Genomic DNA, 19446 nt, shown 5'->3' with positions numbered 1-19446 from the left:
TTGTAAATATGTATAATATATAATAGGTTTTATATATTCATGGAATGATCGAAACAATGAGCATGTACACTTCTTCATGGTGGATTTTCCCGCTGCGGTAATGACATTGAAATAAATCCCATTAATTATCCTTCTTTTATCGCAACTCCTTAATATTTTCGTGGAATGAATGATAAACTCAAGAATATAGGTATAGCCTACAATATTTCTTTGATCTCTCTGCTGCTGTTAACACTGTTGTCGCTTGTGGCATATAAAGAGAGAACAATGTTTGTTGATTCCAGTTTCTTTATTTTAAACATCCTGAGCAAAAAGACTTTCTTTTTTACAGAGTTCAGATTAGGTGCCTTTATTACACAGATAGGCGTTTTGGGCGCCGGTTATTTAGGCATGTCACTAAAGTCTATACTGATGATTTTTTCAGTAGGGTTTTATTTGTTTTACCTGGTAGCGGTCCTCATCATTGGGCTACGATGGAAGCAAAAGCAATTTGCGATTTTACTATGTCTATACCTGATTTTGTTTATCAGCGATGGTTATTTCTGTACGGTAGGGGAGATTTTTCAGGGCATAACCTGGATGTTCCTGTTTTTTGCCATGTATTTCAATCAACAGAAGCCTCATCGTTGGTTTAGTCATGTGCTCTTATGCAGTTTTGCCTTTCTCGGATTGGTATGCCACATGATCATGTTGTTCCCATTTGCATTTTTATGGTTGTACCTTAATGTTGACAATAGTCCTTTAAAGGCATTATGGAAAGACAAGAAATTCTGGATTTATTCTGTGGTATTACTGGGACTGGGATTCATGCGATACCAGATCAGTAATTCGGGATGGTATGATTCCATGAAACTGTCACATGTTCATGATATGAGTGTGCACAGCCTATTTAATGCGTTTACATCCGGGCATGCCGTCACATTTGCCAAATTACTCCTGCATAATTACTGGGTTATCATTCCCATTTTATTGGCAGGGTTTGTATTGCTTATTAAAGACAGAAAGTTTATTCAGCTGGGCTTAGTATTGCTGTTTGGTCTTGCCTATTTCGTGCTGGTTTGTGTCGTTTATCCCGATGCTTACGACCGCAATATGCTCTTTTATTATGAAAATGAATGGGCGCCTTTAGCCATTATCCTCGCCACACCATTTGTCCTGCAGATTTTTGAGGCGCTCCGGAACAAGAAACTGGTGCTGGGTATCTTTTCCATAATTGTAGCCATCAGATTGTTTTACATTTTCGATTCCTATCAGTTTTATCATCACCGTTTCGAAAACCTGGATGCCATTACCACAAGACTACACGATCAGGGCATCAATAAGGCACTTATTGTTGCAGATGAGCAAGTGGCTAATAACGATTTTGTAATGACCTGGGGTACGCCGACAGAAAGTATGCTCTTGTCAGGCGTGAAAAAATATGATCCTCTGGTGACCTTTAAAATCGTTGATAAAAACTTTGAGATCAGGCCAATCGCAGACTCTTTTCATGCCTGTTTTAATGTATTGCCGAATGTGTTTTTAAATAAACATTATTTCAATCTGGATAGTACCCAGGAATATAAAGTTTTTGAAGGCCTGGAACAATTTTCAACTAAGAGCAACCTGGAGCATTATAAGTAATGCAATGTAGCCGGTATTTCCTTGATACCGAATGCCATTTTTTCGAAAACCGGCTATCAGAACTGACAATATATTTGAAGGAATAAACGTACTTTTGAGTGCCAAGATAATGATCAGCCAATAAATCTTATGACCAGCCCATATACCCGAGTACAGCTTGCCGATATGATCCTGAAACGTTTAGAACAGGAGAAGGACCAGTTGGAGCAAAATTTCAAAGCGACAGATAAAATTCATTCCTGCACTATTGATAATTTGCTGCCGGAAGAGATTGCCTTGCAGATTTACAAGGCGTTTCCAACCCCGGAACAGATGGGGGAGCATCGGTCTATAAGAGAATATAAAAAGGTGGCGGCACAGATGAACCTGTACAACCCATTGCTGGAAGAGATTATATATGCCTTCCAGGATGAGCGGGTAGTGCGTATTGTGGAGTCCATAACCGGTATCCCGGATATGCGTCCAGATGAGCACCTGTATGCCGGAGGCATCAGCCTGATGACAAAAGGGAATTTCCTGAATCCGCATCTGGATAATTCACATGACAATGATCGTAGCCTGTACCGGGTACTGAACCTGTTGTATTATGTATCGCCGGACTGGAGCCTGGAAAACGGGGGTAATCTCGAATTGTGGGATCATGGTACAGAACAGCAACAGCGAACTATAGTGTCGGCATTTAACCGCCTGGCACTCATGATCACCAACAAAACCTCTATTCATTCAGTAAGCAAGGTAACTGCAGAGTCCAGCCGTTGCTGTGTATCCAATTATTATTTTTCTCCGCATTCACTGGAAGATGGGAACTACTTTCATGTGACCAGTTTCTACGGTCGTCCCGAAGAGCCGGTGAAGAAAATATTACTGGCACTGGACCGTAAACTGCGTAACCTTATACGCAAGCTTACCGGTAAGCGCATCGTAGAGACAAAACATATCTATAAAAAAGATCAGTAAACCTTACTGCTGCTGTTGCAGGCAGCGCATAGCCTGCTGCATATGGCGCATCTCATGGTTGAGTACGAAACGGAATGTATCGCCCAGTCTTAGCCTGATGAGTTTGCTGATGCTGATACCTGTCTTTGTTTTGGCAAGGTCTACTTTTTCCGCTTTGACCAGCAGGTTCAGTAATTGCTCCTGCTGACGGATATATTCCTCAATAACCGTTTTGTCTAATGTGCTATGGATCGGATTCATAGCCGTAAATGTTTTCATCTTGTTCAGCTTAGCCTTGGGCAACATACTGTTGGCAAAATAATTGCCCAGCCATCCACTACGGAATGTTGTGGTTGCCGCATACCGGCTTTTAGTTATAGCATTACCGATCTCCGGAATGTAGAAATGCCCGTATAGATTCAGGTGCTGCAGGCATTCCAGCACACTCCAGCTCTCTGCTGCTGCACGCCAGTTCAGCACCGCATCCGGTAAATCCAGTAGCGAGTTCGCCTGTTGTTTATGCTCCTCCAGAATCTGTTTCAGATTTGCAATCAGTAATTGTGTCTGTATCTTCATAAAATAGTTTCTTTATGCAAAGATCAGGAACCTGTTACGTATGATTATTGATTGAGATCAAGACTTTTTAAGCCGGGACAGGGTTTCCGGGCTCATGCGCAGGTAAGAGGCAATATATTTGTTCGGGATCTGCTGGAATAATTGCGGACTGCGGGCCAGTACTCTTTCATAGCGGGTTTTAGGCGCCGTAGTAAGCAGGTCTATCTCCCGTTCCATCTGTTGTACCACCAGGTCCTCCATCAGCCTGGCCCATAATTGTGTATAGGCAATGTCTGAATAGACCCATTGCATAAACGCTTCCTTCCGGATGATATGCACTTTCGTTTTTTTGATTGCCTGCATATAAAAAGAGGTCGGTTGTCCGGTCAGGAAAGCGTCCAGGGCTACGATAATATTACCCGCATATCCAAAGCGGATGATCTGCTCTTCGTCCTGGTCCGTAACATAAACCTGTACTGATCCTTCTTCGATATAATAAATGTCTGTAGCCATTGTTCCCGCATGACACAAATAGGCATTACGGGCATATACTTGCTGTTGAATGGCAATGCCGTTTTGAATAAGGAGATCCAGTAATGCCGCGGGTTGCATGAAACAAGATTAGGTACCCTCAAATGTACTATAAAATCAATAAAGCGCTGCCTTTCGGGCAGCGCTTTATATGTATAAAATGGATTTGTATCCTGTTTATGAATTTACAGGAGTATCGTCCTTAGGCTTATTGATCGTGCGATCACTGTCCATCATCTCCATCAGTTTCAGTCCCAGCAAACCACTCATAGGGCCGTCATTGCCGCCGTTACCTCCGATCAGCACTTCCGGAATGACTTTGATCTGGTTTTTACCAATCTCTTCCGTGATTTTATAACGGGTAAAGTTATCGCCACCCATCGCTTTAACCTGCAGTTCATAGGCCTCAGCGGTAGATTTACCAATCGCAAGAATTTTCTCTGCCTCGGCATTACCGGTTTTGGCAATGCGTTCTGCTTCCGCACTGGCATTCAGTTTGGTCGCCTCGGCCTGCGCACCTGCACGGGCTTTAGTGGCCTCCGCTTCAGCCTGCGCCCTCATTTTGGTCGCCTGTGCTTCTGCGTCTACCTGCAGTTTCATACTGGTCGCATCACCCTCTGCTTTTTTAACGGTCGCATCGGCAGTACGTTGAGAGATTTCTACACTTTGCTGTGCTTTTACAATCTCTTTCTGCATATCGGCAATGGCTGTTTCTTTTTCTACACCCTGGCGTTGCTCCTGTGCCATTCTCTGTGTCTGGTAGGTCTTTTGCTCCTCTTCCGCAATCTTACGGTCGGTAAGGGTTTTCATCAGCGCCTCCGGAGGTACGATATCCCCGATCAGGGTATCCACTGCATTTACGTTATACTCATCCAGCACTTGGCGGATATGGTTTTTAGCAGCATCCTGTCTTTCTTTACGTGAGGTAAGGAAGTTGATCACATCACTATCCTGTGCCGAGTTACGGAAATAGTTACCAATGGTCGGTTCCAGTACCTGCGATACCAGGTTGTTCATGCTACCGAATCGGGCAATTACTTTTGGAGCCTCATTGGCCGGAACGTGTATGATTTGTGCCACATCCAGGTTGAACGGGAAACCGTCTTTGGACCGAACGGTAATCGTAGACAGGTTTTTGTCCAGTGCATGCGCCTCACTGCGGGCATTAGCCCAGTTCAGTACCAGGTTGGTCGTCGGTACCAGCTCTACCTTCATCGTATACACATTGATCGGGTATTTACCCGGTCCCAGGGGCTCAAGCCATACGCCACGGAATCCTTTCTGCACAATATTACCATGTCTGAAATTTTCACCGGTTACATCCTTTCCGTCTTCACCTATATAGCTGATCACCACACCTACATGGCCGATAGGTACTTCCGTCATCACCCTTTCTTCGATCTGTACTGCCCATGGGTTGATGTAATAAGAACCGGCAAGAATGACCTGTGGCTGCAGACCACGGTTCCCACCCTGACCCAGGAAGGTGTCTATATCCTGGAAGTTGTTGTGGCCGCCTACATGTTGTCCGGCAATCTGTCCGGAAGGCAGCGGGTCACCGTCCAGCGTAGTAATAATACCTACGCGGTTTTCGCTGATGGTAATCTGGTCGGTAACCGTGATTTCAAAAAGATAAGTATTGATACGGTATGAACCGGCAGTGATAAATTCCGTCTGACGGCCACGCTGTCCGCCATTCTGCAGGAACTTCTCTGCATCCTGGAAATTATCGCAGGAGATCTTACGTGCCAGGATACGTCCTGTAGGGATTTCAGCACCATCTTTAGACAATACCAGTCCGATCTTACCTTCCGGTATCACGATAAAGGGTTGCATATCTATGCTGTACTGCCATATCCACATACCCCAATACAGGCCGGGAGCAAGCGTTTTGGCCTGGAAGCCCGCTTCGCCTTTAGTGGCAATGATGCGGCCATCGGGTAGTGATTTGGCAGCACCGAAGAGTACGAATTTTTTAGTGACCATACCGATCCTGTTCTCCGGTACGATGACCATACCCAACAGGACGCGTAAAATAAATTTGTGCAGCACTGCACAGACCAGAAGCAAGATGAGAATAATGCTCAGCGCTTTATGCGCAAGTAAAAATGAAAACATAATTATGATTGTTTTTAGTATGAAAAATAAAAGGTCATTCCCGAAGCATATGCTTCAGGGTAGGAGTGTGCAATAGACGCAAGAATGGCTATCGGTACTCCATAAATATTAAATAAGGGGATGTTTACACTTTCGGAGGAGAGGTGTTAAACTTGTGCAGTATGTAAGCCGTAATAAACAGAATGGGCTTGAGTGTGTTCACCGTGTTGTGATTTGTACCACAAAGATATATGTGTTTTGAACAAACAAAAAAATCATTAACACGAAAACGATGTAATTGTTTTGTTAATGATTTTCCTATAGCCTGGAATGCTGAAGGATAGTGGATTTGCGGGGACTATACCTGCCTTCTATGAATGAATATCCTTGTCTTGCGGATCTGTCGTACGGCTCCCTGGCGTATTTTTTCATGATAGATAAACCAGCCACCTATAGCACCGATCAGGCTACCAACCAGTATATCAGTTATGCGTGCACTCAGCAGGTGATTGGGATCCTGCACCAACGGATTGGCTGCCTCTGCCAGTAATAGGGTCATGGGTGTAATAAAGATCACAGCCAGTGCATAGTGACGGCCGATCAGCAGTTCTACCACAAATTGCAGTACAATAATGCTGATGCAGATACTGAGCGGGGTTTTGCTGATAGACAATGCCAGCCAGCATAAGCCCAGTCCTACCAATGTACCGATAACGCGGTGTACTGCACGGCGCCAGATATGTACACGGGATACACCCTGCATCACTGCCAGGCAGGAAATAGGTATCCAGTACGGATTTTTAAAGGCGAGTAAATGACCCGTCAGCAGTGCTGCGAACATGAACAGGCCCATAATACCGGATTCTACAAGGGAAGTGTATTGATTGTTTCTTATGGTAACGGATATATTCTGTGAAGATGCCGGAGCCTGTTTACGCAGCATCAGCAGGCCATAGGTCAGGCCCAGCAGGCAGGCCAGCATAGAGCCCAGTCCCAGCAGGCCTATTTTCTGTGGTATGACCGAAAGGTCAAAAGGCTGACAGCTGGCCATAGAAGCCATCATGATAAAGAAAAAATTACCGGGAGGTTTCGTTTTGAAGAAGGACACGATCCAGTGTGCAGCCATTGCCCAGAGGCCAAATACCATCGCAGAAACATAAGGATTGAAACTGAAAAATAGACCAATAGTATAGGAGAGCATAAAACCAAAGGCGCAGGTCAGCAGGGTAATCATGCGATTGGCCAGGGGTAGGGAAGGAGCATAGTACAGGATCACCAATCCACCCATACTGGACACCAGGCTGTTCTTCAGGTTACCGGTGCACAAACCAATGATCAGGGGTATACCTACCGATAAGGCCGCCAGTACCGGAATGTGCCAGACACGATTACTCTTGTTCAAATGGAAGAATGCCCTGATCTCTTTGCGCAGCTCCTGGCGGAAGCCTGGTCTTTCTGTACTCATATCCCTAAAACTATCCTATGGTTCTTTGCAAAATTAATATTTTCCCTCGAGGATGTAAGATCGCTAAAACTGCTTATGCTGTATGCGTATGGCATTTACAATAGCCAGCAGTGCCACACCCACATCTGCAAACACTGCCTCCCACATTGTAGCCAGGCCACCGGCACCCAGGATCAGCACAACAGCTTTTACCCCGAATGCAAGACCTATATTCTGCCACACAATCTTTCTGGTAGCTTTCCCGATGCGTATGGCCATTGGTATTTTGGATGGCTGATCGTCCTGGATCACCACATCTGCTGTTTCAATGGTCGCATCGCTGCCCAATCCACCCATAGCAATACCCACATCACTTAAAGCAACTACTGGTGCATCATTTACCCCGTCACCCACAAAGGCAATACGCTTCTGTGGTGTCTTTAAGGCTTTTACCTTATTCACCTTATCTTCAGGAAGTAAGTCTCCGTAAGCATTATTAATATTAAGCGTTTGGGCAACATACTGCACCACCGTATGTTTGTCTCCGCTGAGCATAGTGGTCTGTACACCCAGCTGATGCAATTGCTGGATGGCCTTTGCTGCGTCTTCTTTGATTTTATCGGCAATCGTCAGGTAGCCGATATACTTACCCTCGTAGGCTACCGCAATAGTCGTATATACAATAGCAGAAATGTCTGTATTGTAAGTGATGTTAAAATGGTCGAGTAGTTTGAAGTTGCCTACCAGTAAGGGTTTGCCCTCATGCAGGGCACTTAATCCCTTTCCGGGTATTTCCGTAATATCGGTTAGGTTGATACTTACGGAATCGTTCCCTACATACTGGTGAATGGCCGTCGCAACCGGATGTGTACTGTTCTGCTCCAGGGCATTGACCAGTTGCAGTATGCGGGTTGTATCAGTGCCGGGTGCAAATACAACATCCTGCACTTCAAAGACACCTTCGGTAAGCGTGCCGGTTTTGTCCATCACTACATGGTCAATATTGGCCATAAGGTCGAGGAAGTTACTGCCCTTGAAGAGTATGCCGCGCTTACTGGCTGCCCCGATGCCTCCGAAATAACCAAGCGGGATAGAAATGACCAGCGCACAGGGACAGGAGATCACCAGGAACACCAGCGCACGGTATAGCCATTGCTGAAAATTGTAGTGCTCCATAAACAGCATGGGCAGCAAACATATTAGTGCCGCCAGCAACACTACGATGGGTGTATATACGCGGGCAAATTTGCGGATGAATAGTTCTGTCGGTGCTTTCTGTGCCGTTGCGTTCTGTACGAGTTCCAGTATTTTGCTGAGCTTGCTGTCGGCATATGCGGTTGTAATACGCACCTGTGATACACTATTGAGGTTGATCATCCCGGCCAGTACTGTTTCCCCTTTCGTTTTGGTGTCAGGTTTGCTCTCTCCGGTCAGTGCAGCAGTATTAAATGATGCGGTGTCAGACAAGAGGACGCCATCAAGTGCCAACTGCTCTCCGGGTTTTAAACGGATCACCTGGTCGATTTCTGCCTGGTTTGCCTTAATGGTACTATATTCATTATTCACCACAATAGTTACTACATCTGGTCGCTGATCCAGCAGTGATTTGATATTGGCTTTAGCACGGCGTACGGCCATGCCCTGAAATACTTCTCCTATTGAGTAAAACAGCATCACTGCAACGCCTTCCGGGTACTCGCCAATGCTGAATGCCCCTATGGTGGCTATGGCCATCAGCAAAAACTCTGAGAACACATCTCCTTTACGAATGCTTTTTAAGGCATCCCGCAGTACCGGAATGCCCACCGGAATATACGCTACAATATACCAGAGCAGTCTTACCGGTCCGAAGAACCAGGCCTGTGGCCACCAGTTATCCATTACAATGCCCAAGCACAGTATGATGAATGATAAGATTGCCGGAAGAAAGAAGCGGAAGGTTTGTGTGCTGTTACTCTGGTCATGATCATGTCCTTCATGGGTATTCAGGACCGGAGTATCATCGTGGCAATTGCATGATGGGGCGGTATGTTGGGTCATAATGCTTGTTCTTTATTGTTGTTCTGTACAAAGGTACTCATCAGGATATGCAATGTTATTGCATTGTTCCGGCGCAACGGTCACAGATGCCGGAAGCGGAGAAGTGCCATTGTACTACAGAAAAGCCTGGTGGCAGGCTCATTACAGAAAGGTCTACCTGGTGCAGGCAGGTGGTGTTTCTACATTTGGTACAGAAAAAGTGCAGGTGATCATCATGATGTATACCGGTGGCGCAGGACTCATCGCAAAGCAGGTATTTGGTTACCTGTTGTTCCTGTATGCTATGGATCACTCCCTTCTGTTCAAATGTTTTCAGGGTGCGGTACAGGGTTATACGGTCTGCTTTGTGAAAGTGCAATTCTATATCAGCAAGCGATACTGCAGCCTGCTGCTCCAGCAAATATTCCAGGGTAAGCAGGCGCATGGCTGTAGGCTGAATCTCTTTGTTCAGCAGGATCTGCACGTTACGTTCATCATTCTGTCCGGCGTTCATAAACTTAGCTTTTACTGTGTATACAAAGATACATGATCTGCCCTGCAACCCGGTTGCATTTTACCTATAGCTATTGCAAAAGTGCTCATAGAACAATACCCGGCGCAAAGGCCGGGTATTGTTTAAATAAAATCAAATATTGTGTTAGATTTCGCCCATTACATACATATTCTCCATAGTCGGAGTAGGGCTGCCCCCTGCATGTTCCAGGGTAATGGCAAATGCCTGGGCATGCTCGATAATATACATTTTCTGTACCATGTCACCCGATTGCTGGTCATACATACCGGCATCTACCGGTTTGCCATCTACAATGGCCCATAACTGGTATTGCATATTTTCCGGCGCCTTCGGCAGGTTCTCAAGACTCAGGTATGTCTGCTTGGTTTTATTGTCTACATAAACCATAGCTTTCATACCCGGGTGTTTTTCCACGCCTTTCAGCATTACCGTTTTCATTTCCGGATTGCTGCTCATGTCCCATTTCCGTTGCAGTTGATTATAGGCAAGAGCAGTATACTGCTGCTTTTGCTGTACAGCTGCCAGCTGCGTTTTCATGCTGTTCTGTTCGCGGACCAGGTATGTAAGGCCTGCAATACTTACCAGTAACAAGAGAGATGCGGCCAGGGCAAGGGGACGGAAGATATTCTGTTTCGCTCCGCCAGTTGTTACTTCTGGAGTAGCAGGTATAAATGCAGTAGTATTACCAGGAGTTGCCGGAGCAGAAACGATGCGTTCCTCTTGTGCAGAAGAGGCTTCTTCTGCCTGTATTTTGGACCAGATGGCTGCTTTCAGGTGCGCAGGTGGAGGCACGGCCTCTTGCGTAGCCAGCCCCTCAAGGCTTAACTGCGCATCCAGCACGGCCTGTCTTACTTCAGCATTATGCTTCTGTACACACTGCAGAATCTGAATTTCTTCTTCTGTAGCGAGTCCCATGACATATGCCTCTATAATACCTGATGATATGTAAGCCTGGATATCCAATTTACTCGTAGTCTTTTAATAATTTTCTTAATTCAGTTAATGCGTTCCGTGTTCGGGTTTTCACGGTACCAATCGGGATGTTGAGCTTCTCTGCTATTTCGGTCTGGGTGTATCCCTGGAAGTATGCCAGCTCTATCAACTCCTGCCACTCTTTCTTCATGCTGTATATTATATTTTTCATGCCGATCTGGTCACTTCGTTTGATCCCCGTTTCATCTACCTGACCGGCTAGTATGGGTGGATCATCCTTATGTACGAAATTGTGGAGCGATTGGTTTTTCTGTTCATTCTGATAGCCTTTTGACTTCAGAAAGTCCAGTGCCGTATTCCGGGCAATATTGATCATCCAGGTATACAGGCGACCTTTGGATGCATCATACTGGTCTATATTCTTCCAGATTTTCAGAAACACGTCCTGTATTACCTCTTCGGCATATTCAGAAGCGACCACCACTTTTAAAATAAGACCATAGATAGCTCCCGAATAATTATCGTACAGATAATTAAACGCCTTCTCATCTTTATTTTTCAATAAAGAGATCAGTTCTTCTTCGGAGAGTTTAACGGTCGGATTCAATAGCGCCTGGTTCGGTGTGTAGGACAAAAGTATAAAAATTAACAGACTGACAAAGTTTTTTTGAAACCATTGGCGAAATCTTTTCGTAGATGAAGACAAATAAATTACATCCGCAATGAAAAAGCAAGTCGCTAAAATAATATGTATGACGCTGATAGCCGGCCTTACGGGCCTGTATGCCTGTAACAGTACAGCACAGAATACACCGCTGCATAATCCATATTATTCCCGTACCGATACCACCAGGTTAACCATCAGTAATGCAGCATGGAAAAAAGTACTGAGCCCGGAACTATATGCCGTAGCCAGGGAGGGAGAGACTGAAATGGCATTTACCGGAAAATATTATGAGTTTGATGTGAAAGGTACGTATTACTGTGCCGCCTGCGGTAATCCATTATTCCGCTCTACCTCAAAATTTGCAACCACCTGTGGCTGGCCTTCTTTCTTTGAAACACTGCGCCCAAACAGTGTACGGTATAAAGAAGACTATTCCTATAATATGACCCGTACAGAAGTATTGTGCGGCCGTTGTGATGCGCACCTGGGTCATGTATTTGATGATGGTCCTGCGCCTACAGGAAAGCGGTTTTGTATGAACTCTGTAAGCCTGGAGTTTGAACCGGATCAGAAATAATTTTTTGAAAAATAAAAACCGGGTCCTTCTGTTTCTCGTAGATAACATCAAACAATCAAACAACAACATTCATCTCATTAAATGTAAAAACATGAAAACAAGCACAAAAATTATCGCATTAGGTATGCTGGCTATGAGCTGCACATTTGGTACAGCTGTGCAGGCACAGAAAATGGCTAAAGAAAAAACCGTAATGGTCGGAGGAGCGCCAATGTATCCTTCTAAAAATATCGTAGAGAATGCTGTTAATTCTAAAGACCATACTACACTGGTTGCAGCAGTAAAGGCTGCCGGACTGGTAGAAACTTTATCATCTGCAGGACCATTTACAGTACTGGCACCAACCAATGCTGCATTTGACAAACTGCCTAAAGGTACAGTAGAAACGCTGGTGAAACCAGAAAATAAAGCTCAGCTTACGACTATTCTTACTTATCATGTATTGCCTGGCCGCTTCAGCGCGCAGATGATCTGGGATGCGGTAAAGAAAGGCGGTGGTAAAGCCACCATGAAAACAGTACAGGGAGAGCAACTGACTTTCTGGACCAAAGGAAAAGACTTGTATGTTAGAGACCATAAAGGCAATGATGCTAAAGTAACTATTGCCGATGTAAATCAGTCCAATGGAGTGATCCATGTGATTGACCAAGTTTTGATGCCATAAGTTTGGTATTATTTTAGTGTAAAAACAGCCCGGTAGTCTTACCGGGCTGTTGCTGTATATAGGGGTCAATATCCTTTTAGATCCTCACAATTCCGTATTCTTTGTCGAATTTGGCGAGGTACTCACCTATAGAAGGAACTATTCTCTGGGTTCTGACACAGGTGTTTTTGTACGGTATACATTTGATGATCGAGTCGGCAATACCATTGTCGAAAGTCACCATCAGTTTGATCGGAACATCCAGTTCAGCGGCTGACTTGGAGCCCAGTGTGAGGGTTTTGCCATTGGTTGTATACTCAAAATCTTCATTTTTGACTTTAACTACACCACTGGCCTGCTGGCCCAGCGCATGCCCATCAACCACCCAGGTATAGGTTGTTACCTGCAGGTTGCCATTTATTCTGGCTGTAAAGTTGGCCGTCTTTTTATCCCGCACCGTAATATAACGCCCGATCCAGTTACCGGCAGGTTTATTCACCTGCATGATCTGTGCTTTAAGGATGTTTTCATCTACCATTACCGGCAGGCGCTCCATTTTGTTTACAGTTGCGCCCGATGGTACTGCAGTGCGCATTACATGAGCAACGCTTTTCTGCGCTTGTGTGGCCAGGGCAGTCAGGCGTTCCTGCATTTTATTGTTGATGTTACGGGCATCTATATAGCTGACCTCTTCCAGTTTGATGTGTTCATCAAAGAAACGGAACGGTTTGCAACTGAAGTTGCCGCTGAAGTCGATCGTATAGATATCAGATTTATAGGTTTTATACCGGATGATAAACTCATCCCTCGTTACATTGATAACTACGAAGAGGCCCAAAGCATTGTCGGATGTTCTAATGGCTGTAATGCGTCCCGTTTCAAAATACTGATCTGAAATAAACGGTATGGGCACATAATTGGCGAAGTAAGGCAGTGGCAGATTACCAGTTATGCCATAGCTGAGCATCAGCAGGTCAAAGTGCCTCATAGAGGAGAACGGTTTGCCATTGGCCAAAGTTGCTATAGCACTACCGCACAATACCTTCAGGTTTCGGCTCTGTTCCCAGCCCTCCAGGCGCAGGTCTGCACCTCCGAATTGCTCATTTTTAATGATGCCGTTATCCAGGTCGAAATATTGACCGCTGCGTACCGTCAGTACACCTTCCGACTTAACCGGCCAGTACTCTCTGGGCGACATATCGTAGGTGACCGTAAGGTCATCAATAAAGGCCTGATCCAGTATCGTGTCAATACCCACCAGCTGTATATTGATATCATCAATGCCGTTGATCGAATCCGTTACCTGCCCGGTAATGTTTTCAATGGTAGACTCGATTACAGATTGTGCGATCCAGAGTAGTAACGGAACGATGATAGCACCGACAATGGTTCCGGTTACACCGAATATTATACCACCCAGCAGGGCACCGAGTACAGCAGCGCCAATCCAGCAATACCAGGGGATGTCAAGATCTATATCCGGGTTGTCGGTTTCAAAGCTGACGCGCAGCTCTCCGCCTACAATAGCTACCCGTATTCTTGCAGTGAACGAGCCGCTGGCCTCATAACAGAAGCCACTTTTCGCGACGCGTCCGGAGAGTACGATATGATCATCTGCCGGCCTTACGGACAGATTGGTAAGCCTTACCCCATCGCGGATTTCGAAGTTGCCATTGAAGGTACAACCGGAGAAAGAGCCCGCCGGAAGACCAATGCCGCTTTCTATGCGCGGACTGATGTTCCTGCAGATCCAGTCGAAATTAATGGCTACTGCTGCTCCTGCACCCTCGCGGGCGAAGGCCGAGGTGAAATCATTAATATTACCTGCTGCACCGCCGCCATAGGTCAGCATAATACCGATAGCATCATTATTCGTAGCAGTACTGTCATCGATTACTTTGACATCTGCTCTTGTAATAGAAGTGGTGCTGGTACTGGTTCTGTTGACTGGGATCGGGATCAGCGGAATGTTATTATTGTTCAGCTTATCCTGGATAAATGTTGCAGCAACATTAGTGATCGCAGTCGGTATTCCTGAAACACTCAGGGTACAGCGGTATATTTTATTGATGAAATCGAGAATGACTTTATCAAAATCGCTGTCTGTACGGTCTACGTCCATGCCGACCACAACTTCCAGTGTGCCGGAGTTGCCACTGCTGAAGTTTAAATTAAATAAAAGACGAACCGGATTAACTGCGCTAGCCGGAATGCCGGAAGGGCGGTTGAAGTCAACGGATAATCCGAATCCGTCCAGGCTCCCGATTGTGCCGGGAAGCAGACTGCCTAATAAACCATCATTATCGAAGGTTGCAGACAGTAAATTCTGTATGGTTAGCGTACTGATCTCGATAACCATATCGAAGCCGTGAGTTTGTGTGCCTGCCATGATTATTTTTCTTTAATGGTTATTTTAATATTGGGATTCATGATCTGTCCATTGGGCAGAACAAAGCCCTGAGCGGCAAATTGCTCTTCAAGGTTGAAGGCTGCCATTCTTTTTTTGAGCAGAGGGCTGATCTCAATTTTTGATTTGCCGAAAAACTGAACCGGATCTTTCATCAGCAGGTTCATCTGCTTAGGATCTCTCAGTTGTTTGAGGATTTGCTCCTCGTTACTGAACAACTCTTCCATATGCATTTTGATATGGGGTGCGAGTTTAGATAACGTTTCGGCATAAGGTGCCTTTACAGGGCGGTCCTTGCCTGTACCGGCAGTACCATCCAGGCCTTTGGCGGGCGTGGTACTTCGGTTCGTGATTTTTTTAGCCATTGTATACAGTGTTTTTGTTGATTATTTTTTGAATTCTTTCTGCACCTACAGATTGCGATGCGAAAACGATCTGGAACGCTTTAGTAATAAAATCGTCCGGGATCAGAAGGTTACGCTTGCTAAAGAGGACACGTCGTGGTTTTAGTTTCACCTCGTAGCGGGAGAGGAAATCGTCATTGCAGACGTAGACCAGTTCCGTACAGGAGAGGTTACCGATATTGGAAAAGTCGAATTTGAAATCGTAGCCTTTACCCAGGTTTTTCAATGCTTTCTGGTATACATTTTTGAAGTCAGCTGCAAAGTCTGCATCAGGCTCTGTATCGGCACTGCGCCGGAGTATAACCAGGTAATCGCATTTGCAAAAAGTGATGGCATCTTCCATAAATACCCCTTCAGCCATAGAGTGAATGACCACCTGCCGGCCTTCGTAGAATTTACTTTCCAGCACTTCTGGTAGCAGCAGGTCTTTCTTATTGGTCTCACCCAGGTATAAACCTGCATGACTGAAGAATCCGGGAATGAAAAAGCCGTCTAAGTAATTGCTGTAACCGCGTATCATAATGTCGCCGGGCTGCAGGCTATCAATCACTTTCCTGATCTCATGGCCCTTTACTTTATAACTGCCCGGATCATACAGCATGAAGAACGGGAACTTAAACACCTTTATATCACCGAAAAATTTCAGGAAACCGTTGCGTATGGAGGAAAACATGATCTTGGATTTTGGGGATTAACTGATATCGATAAATTCATATAGCGGGAAGTCTTTGAATTTTCCTTCGGCAAGGTCTTGTCGGATAGAGGGTGTAAGCAGGTCCGGTCTGATCATTTTATTGCGCTCATGAAGGATGCGGTCAAAGGCATTCACTTTAGGATAGTTAAACGTATTCGGGTCTATTTGTTTGCAATCTTTAAGGTCGATCAGGAACTGCTCATATACTTCCTGGCAGAATGCCTGATCCTGTATCACTATATTACTTTCTGAATGATGAAAGGAGGATCCGTTGGCAATATTGAAAGAACCTATGGATACGAAATCATCATCGATGATGAGGTTTTTGGAGTGGAAGGCACCGGGTTTCTGCCATTCATAAATTTCAATGCCGTGTTCGAGCAGGTATTTATAATGCTTGGTACACTCCCAGTACATCCAGCCCATGAGTCCGTTGACCATCAGGGTCCGGGACGATTTTTTAGAATTAGTAATTAATTTGATCTCTACACCTCTGTCTACAGCGTCTTTAAAATATTCTGCGAAAATGCGTGGCGGTCTTATGCCGTGGCAACCCCAGTAAATTCTTTTCTTTGCAGCCTTAATCTTTTCCAGCAGGTAATTGGTCAGTTTCAGTTCATTTTCATCATAAGGTTTATGTGCCATGTATGCGATTGGTATGCTTCTTTGTTCCGGGTGCAGCAAGGGTATAGGGTCAAAACATTCGGGATACTGATGACGCCGTAATGAGGTGTCCTTATATATGGTCTGGTATTGATGCGCAAATGCTGCATACTGTATCTTGGTATGTTTCAGGATCTGCCAGGTCTTCTGCATTTCAAAATCGCTGAGGAACTGGTCCTGTACATCCTGTACGACTTCTCCTGTAATATACACATCCGTATCTCTCCATGCTTTGGGCTGAATGCCGCCATAGGCATACTTGTCGCCCCAATTGATGCCCCCGATAACGAGGTGCTTATTGTCCACGATAAAGTACTTTTCATGGAAGTGTTGTTTCAGTTTCAGCTTTACATTCAGCATCAGTTGTTTGAACGGGCGCCCTTTTTTGAAATCGATATTCCAGTTATCCTTAAGGGAATTATACCCGTATGTCTCAATACCATACTGATGCAATTCCTTGATCAGCGGAATGATAAAGGTGGTGCGGTTTACGATCTCATCATAAATGATACGCACCTTAACACCCGCAAGGGCTTTTTGTTTCAGGAGTGCAAAGAGCTTTTTAGTCGTCTCGTCTTTCATAAAAGAGAAGGTTACCAGGTGTATGCTTGAGCGGGCCTGTTCCAGCAATGCCCATCGAACGGCATATGATGCGCTGCCACTGGGCAGGAAACGGATATTATTGTGCGCTCGGAACATCATCTGAATCTCGTTTAAGAAAGGGCTGAATGACTCTGTGTCTTTTCTGATACAAAGCTAGGATGGTCCCGGAGCTGCTCTACGGGTGATTATCCCCGAAAAGGTTGACGATTATTCCCCATGGAATTGAAGTGAAAGAGGAGTATGTTTATGGAATGTATAGGACATAGAAAAGCCCGGTATTACTACCGGGCTTTTCTACGTTTGGTGTTTTTTAATATAATTGACTTGTTAATGGTATACCTACACTTAAGCCAATCATGAATTTATCAGACGGGTTTACATCTGGTAGTATATTATTATTGATGTCATTCCATTTAAACTGTAATTCAAAACTGACTTTTGTGTCATCATCTTTCCCTTTAAGATTGAATGGAATACCTGCTTTAATGTTTAAAGGGTTATAAGCTCCAAAATGTTTTTCGGCTAATAAACTTAGTCCAATTTGTTTATTAGCGAGGAAAAAATTCACTAAATTGAATTTCAGCAACGGAATAAAAAACTGGTTATAATTTCCTATGTATATTTCATCGGTCTTTATTTGGGCTAGAGAGAGAGTATCTGTGCCCCCTAGTTGTTTATATGAGCCTATTGAGTATTTTTCTAATTCAGCAGTTGTTATATTATTCATTATTTTAGTTCCTAAACCAATTGAAGCAAGTAACCTCATTTTTTTTCTTTCATAAATGTTACTCCAAATTAATGTTCCTTCAAAATTATAAAGCATTCTATCTTCGATTAAAGCGGTAAAACTTTCTGCAACGCGATACTGCTGTCTTGTTATAGGTATATAAATATCTAAGCTTACCCAATGATTCCAAAATGCATTGTATATTTCTTCTTCTTCAATATATCTAGACTCTTCCTCAATAAACATCTTTTTGTAAAATTTTGCCTTTTTAGAATAGAATTCTTTTCTCTTTAGTGCTCGAAAGGCTTCTGTCCCAGTATTTTCGATTTTGTTTTCAAACTTCGTAGAATCAATAATTATGAGATCGTTTATTTCATTTTTCAATTGCTCCCTATAGTAGTTAGCTATTTCTTGTTGTTGGTAACGGTCCATAGTAGTATCAGTAAGGCCAAATTTTTTTAATTCTTTCGTTTGTATTTGAGTGCCATTTTCCCCAAAATATATAATGCCTCTTCCTAAAAGAGTTAGTTTTAATGCCAATCCAGTATTATTTGAGAGCTTTTTATCTTTACCAGAATATATAGTGGAAAATGCTTCAGCAACATTGCTTTTGATTCCAGTTGTAAATATCCATTTTGTTCTGAATGTATCTTGTGATGGATCTTTTGCCCAATTATGTCCAAGAAACAGCCGGCCATCTGTAGGGTCGATGATAAAGTAATTTTTATTCATACTTAGATCACCAGACCCTGTTAAATAAGTGTTTACTTTTTTTGCCATAAAAATATTGAGCCCTTGATCTGACATTAGGGATGTATCCCTAATGGCCTTGCTTTTAAGATCTTCTATGTATACTCTGACATCATTAAAGTCTTGGGTATATGATTGTTGATAACTAAATATGGCAGTAATGAAGAGTAGAATTCGTTTCATAATATTTTGCTTTTTGGTGAATACACAAAGCTATAATGCCGTTTAAACCTTATCCAGCGTAGATTTACGGCTAATATTTCGGGGCGTTTACGCTTGACTTTTTTCATTATTTTGTGTATTATATAGAGAGGGTAGTATGGTGTTGTTTTTCATTGAAAATCAATTGTTTGTGTTTTGTGGAGAATGCTCGACATATTTTGTATGAATGGACAGGATGCATGTATGCAGCCTTGTTGTTCGTCCTTTTGTCCGGCAACAAAAGGACCAAAAATGCCTTTGTTTTCATCAAGGCGATTGCAAGGCACCGCCATTTTGTACCGTTGCGTGCATTGATCGTTTGAGCTTAACGTGTGACGCGTTCGCTGCTCAACGATCGCATCTCCAACCAAAATGGCTATCGCTGTGATGAAAACAATAAGCGATCCGTACAGAACAGATCGCTCGAAAGGCCTTAT

Annotated in this window: 17 protein-coding genes; 4 read left to right on the top strand and 13 right to left on the bottom strand. The window is 44.1% G+C overall.

The window, feature by feature from the left end; genetic code table 11:
• Nucleotides 1–165 precede the first annotated feature (165 nt).
• Both FTD44_RS01185 and FTD44_RS01180 read left to right on the top strand, forming a co-directional pair.
• On the top strand, nucleotides 166–1623 hold the full coding sequence (locus tag FTD44_RS01185) for a hypothetical protein (protein WP_222164793.1): 1458 nt from the start codon (nucleotides 166–168) through the stop codon (nucleotides 1621–1623).
• Nucleotides 1624–1752: 129 nt separating this feature from the next.
• Nucleotides 1753–2580, top strand: a complete 828-nt coding sequence (locus FTD44_RS01180) for a 2OG-Fe(II) oxygenase (RefSeq protein ID WP_222164792.1) — start codon at nucleotides 1753–1755, stop codon at nucleotides 2578–2580.
• Nucleotides 2581–2583: 3 nt separating this feature from the next.
• On the opposite strand, the gene FTD44_RS01175 is transcribed toward FTD44_RS01180, so the two are convergent.
• The 8 genes from FTD44_RS01175 to FTD44_RS01140 all read right to left on the bottom strand — a co-directional run bounded on the left by FTD44_RS01175 (nucleotide 2584) and on the right by FTD44_RS01140 (nucleotide 11307).
• Nucleotides 2584–3135, bottom strand: coding sequence for a DinB family protein (locus tag FTD44_RS01175; protein WP_222164791.1), 552 nt, complete (start codon nucleotides 3133–3135; stop codon nucleotides 2584–2586).
• Nucleotides 3136–3192: 57 nt separating this feature from the next.
• Entirely contained in the window at nucleotides 3193–3726 is a 534-nt protein-coding gene (locus tag FTD44_RS01170) for a Crp/Fnr family transcriptional regulator (RefSeq protein ID WP_222164790.1), read from the bottom strand.
• 96 nt (nucleotides 3727–3822) lie between these two features.
• Entirely contained in the window at nucleotides 3823–5763 is a 1941-nt protein-coding gene (locus tag FTD44_RS01165; RefSeq protein ID WP_222164789.1) for an SPFH domain-containing protein, read from the bottom strand.
• 337 nt (nucleotides 5764–6100) lie between these two features.
• On the bottom strand, nucleotides 6101–7207 hold the full coding sequence (locus tag FTD44_RS01160; protein ID WP_222164788.1) for an FUSC family protein: 1107 nt from the start codon (nucleotides 7205–7207) through the stop codon (nucleotides 6101–6103).
• A 63-nt stretch (nucleotides 7208–7270) separates the two neighbouring features.
• A complete protein-coding gene (locus FTD44_RS01155; protein WP_222164787.1) occupies nucleotides 7271–9226 on the bottom strand; it encodes a heavy metal translocating P-type ATPase in 1956 nt (651 codons plus the stop codon).
• Nucleotides 9227–9281: 55 nt separating this feature from the next.
• Nucleotides 9282–9719 carry a Fur family transcriptional regulator gene (locus FTD44_RS01150; RefSeq protein ID WP_222164786.1) on the bottom strand — a complete coding sequence of 146 codons (438 nt, stop codon included), beginning with the start codon at nucleotides 9717–9719 and terminating at the stop codon, nucleotides 9282–9284.
• A gap of 144 nt (nucleotides 9720–9863) precedes the next feature.
• Complete coding sequence (locus tag FTD44_RS01145) at nucleotides 9864–10655, bottom strand: anti-sigma factor (protein WP_222164785.1); 792 nt, start codon at nucleotides 10653–10655, stop codon at nucleotides 9864–9866.
• 49 nt (nucleotides 10656–10704) lie between these two features.
• The gene (locus FTD44_RS01140) at nucleotides 10705–11307 is read right to left on the bottom strand and encodes an RNA polymerase sigma factor (protein WP_246625306.1); all 603 of its coding nucleotides are present in this window, start codon (nucleotides 11305–11307) and stop codon (nucleotides 10705–10707) included.
• Nucleotides 11308–11425: 118 nt separating this feature from the next.
• Between FTD44_RS01140 and msrB the strand changes: the two genes are divergently transcribed.
• Together msrB and FTD44_RS01130 are read left to right on the top strand one after the other, a co-directional pair.
• On the top strand, nucleotides 11426–11917 hold the full coding sequence (gene msrB / locus FTD44_RS01135; protein ID WP_222164784.1) for a peptide-methionine (R)-S-oxide reductase MsrB: 492 nt from the start codon (nucleotides 11426–11428) through the stop codon (nucleotides 11915–11917).
• Between the two features lie 91 nt (nucleotides 11918–12008).
• Nucleotides 12009–12581 (top strand): fasciclin domain-containing protein, encoded by a 573-nt coding sequence (locus FTD44_RS01130; RefSeq protein ID WP_246625305.1) that lies wholly within the window; start codon nucleotides 12009–12011, stop codon nucleotides 12579–12581.
• A gap of 76 nt (nucleotides 12582–12657) precedes the next feature.
• On the opposite strand, the gene FTD44_RS01125 is transcribed toward FTD44_RS01130, so the two are convergent.
• From FTD44_RS01125 to FTD44_RS01105, 5 genes are all read right to left on the bottom strand, one after another.
• Complete coding sequence (locus FTD44_RS01125; RefSeq protein WP_222164783.1) at nucleotides 12658–14949, bottom strand: hypothetical protein; 2292 nt, start codon at nucleotides 14947–14949, stop codon at nucleotides 12658–12660.
• Between the two features lie 2 nt (nucleotides 14950–14951).
• A complete protein-coding gene (locus tag FTD44_RS01120; RefSeq protein WP_222164782.1) occupies nucleotides 14952–15332 on the bottom strand; it encodes a hypothetical protein in 381 nt (126 codons plus the stop codon).
• Nucleotides 15325–16044 carry a YiiX/YebB-like N1pC/P60 family cysteine hydrolase gene (locus FTD44_RS01115; protein ID WP_222164781.1) on the bottom strand — a complete coding sequence of 240 codons (720 nt, stop codon included), beginning with the start codon at nucleotides 16042–16044 and terminating at the stop codon, nucleotides 15325–15327. Before FTD44_RS01115 ends, FTD44_RS01120 begins: the two co-directional genes overlap by 8 nt.
• An 18-nt stretch (nucleotides 16045–16062) precedes the next feature.
• Nucleotides 16063–17430 (bottom strand): phospholipase D-like domain-containing protein, encoded by a 1368-nt coding sequence (locus FTD44_RS01110; RefSeq protein ID WP_222164780.1) that lies wholly within the window; start codon nucleotides 17428–17430, stop codon nucleotides 16063–16065.
• Between the two features lie 211 nt (nucleotides 17431–17641).
• On the bottom strand, nucleotides 17642–18991 hold the full coding sequence (locus FTD44_RS01105) for a hypothetical protein (protein ID WP_222164779.1): 1350 nt from the start codon (nucleotides 18989–18991) through the stop codon (nucleotides 17642–17644).
• Nucleotides 18992–19446: the final 455 nt, after the last annotated feature.

This window comes from Edaphocola aurantiacus, from assembly GCF_019797745.1.
Lineage (GTDB): Bacteria > Bacteroidota > Bacteroidia > Chitinophagales > Chitinophagaceae > Edaphocola > Edaphocola aurantiacus.
The sequence above is the reverse complement of the archived record's forward strand: the minus strand, read 5'-3'. Positions and strand labels throughout refer to the sequence as shown.

Excerpts from the sequence above, each read along its gene's own strand:
- msrB (WP_222164784.1), top strand. The coding sequence starts at position 11,426 with ATGACGCTGATAGCCGGCCTTACGGGCCTGTATGCCTGTAACAGTACA.
- FTD44_RS01180 (WP_222164792.1), top strand. The coding sequence starts at position 1,753 with ATGACCAGCCCATATACCCGAGTACAGCTTGCCGATATGATCCTGAAA.
- FTD44_RS01110 (WP_222164780.1), bottom strand. The coding sequence starts at position 17,430 with ATGATGTTCCGAGCGCACAATAATATCCGTTTCCTGCCCAGTGGCAGC.
- FTD44_RS01185 (WP_222164793.1), top strand. The coding sequence starts at position 166 with ATGAATGATAAACTCAAGAATATAGGTATAGCCTACAATATTTCTTTG.
- FTD44_RS01125 (WP_222164783.1), bottom strand. The coding sequence starts at position 14,949 with ATGGCAGGCACACAAACTCACGGCTTCGATATGGTTATCGAGATCAGT.
- FTD44_RS01130 (WP_246625305.1), top strand. The coding sequence starts at position 12,009 with ATGAAAACAAGCACAAAAATTATCGCATTAGGTATGCTGGCTATGAGC.
- FTD44_RS01115 (WP_222164781.1), bottom strand. The coding sequence starts at position 16,044 with ATGTTTTCCTCCATACGCAACGGTTTCCTGAAATTTTTCGGTGATATA.
- FTD44_RS01175 (WP_222164791.1), bottom strand. The coding sequence starts at position 3,135 with ATGAAGATACAGACACAATTACTGATTGCAAATCTGAAACAGATTCTG.
- FTD44_RS01120 (WP_222164782.1), bottom strand. The coding sequence starts at position 15,332 with ATGGCTAAAAAAATCACGAACCGAAGTACCACGCCCGCCAAAGGCCTG.
- FTD44_RS01105 (WP_222164779.1), bottom strand. The coding sequence starts at position 18,991 with ATGAAACGAATTCTACTCTTCATTACTGCCATATTTAGTTATCAACAA.
- FTD44_RS01145 (WP_222164785.1), bottom strand. The coding sequence starts at position 10,655 with ATGGGACTCGCTACAGAAGAAGAAATTCAGATTCTGCAGTGTGTACAG.
- FTD44_RS01165 (WP_222164789.1), bottom strand. The coding sequence starts at position 5,763 with ATGTTTTCATTTTTACTTGCGCATAAAGCGCTGAGCATTATTCTCATC.
- FTD44_RS01150 (WP_222164786.1), bottom strand. The coding sequence starts at position 9,719 with ATGAACGCCGGACAGAATGATGAACGTAACGTGCAGATCCTGCTGAAC.
- FTD44_RS01170 (WP_222164790.1), bottom strand. The coding sequence starts at position 3,726 with ATGCAACCCGCGGCATTACTGGATCTCCTTATTCAAAACGGCATTGCC.
- FTD44_RS01160 (WP_222164788.1), bottom strand. The coding sequence starts at position 7,207 with ATGAGTACAGAAAGACCAGGCTTCCGCCAGGAGCTGCGCAAAGAGATC.
- FTD44_RS01155 (WP_222164787.1), bottom strand. The coding sequence starts at position 9,226 with ATGACCCAACATACCGCCCCATCATGCAATTGCCACGATGATACTCCG.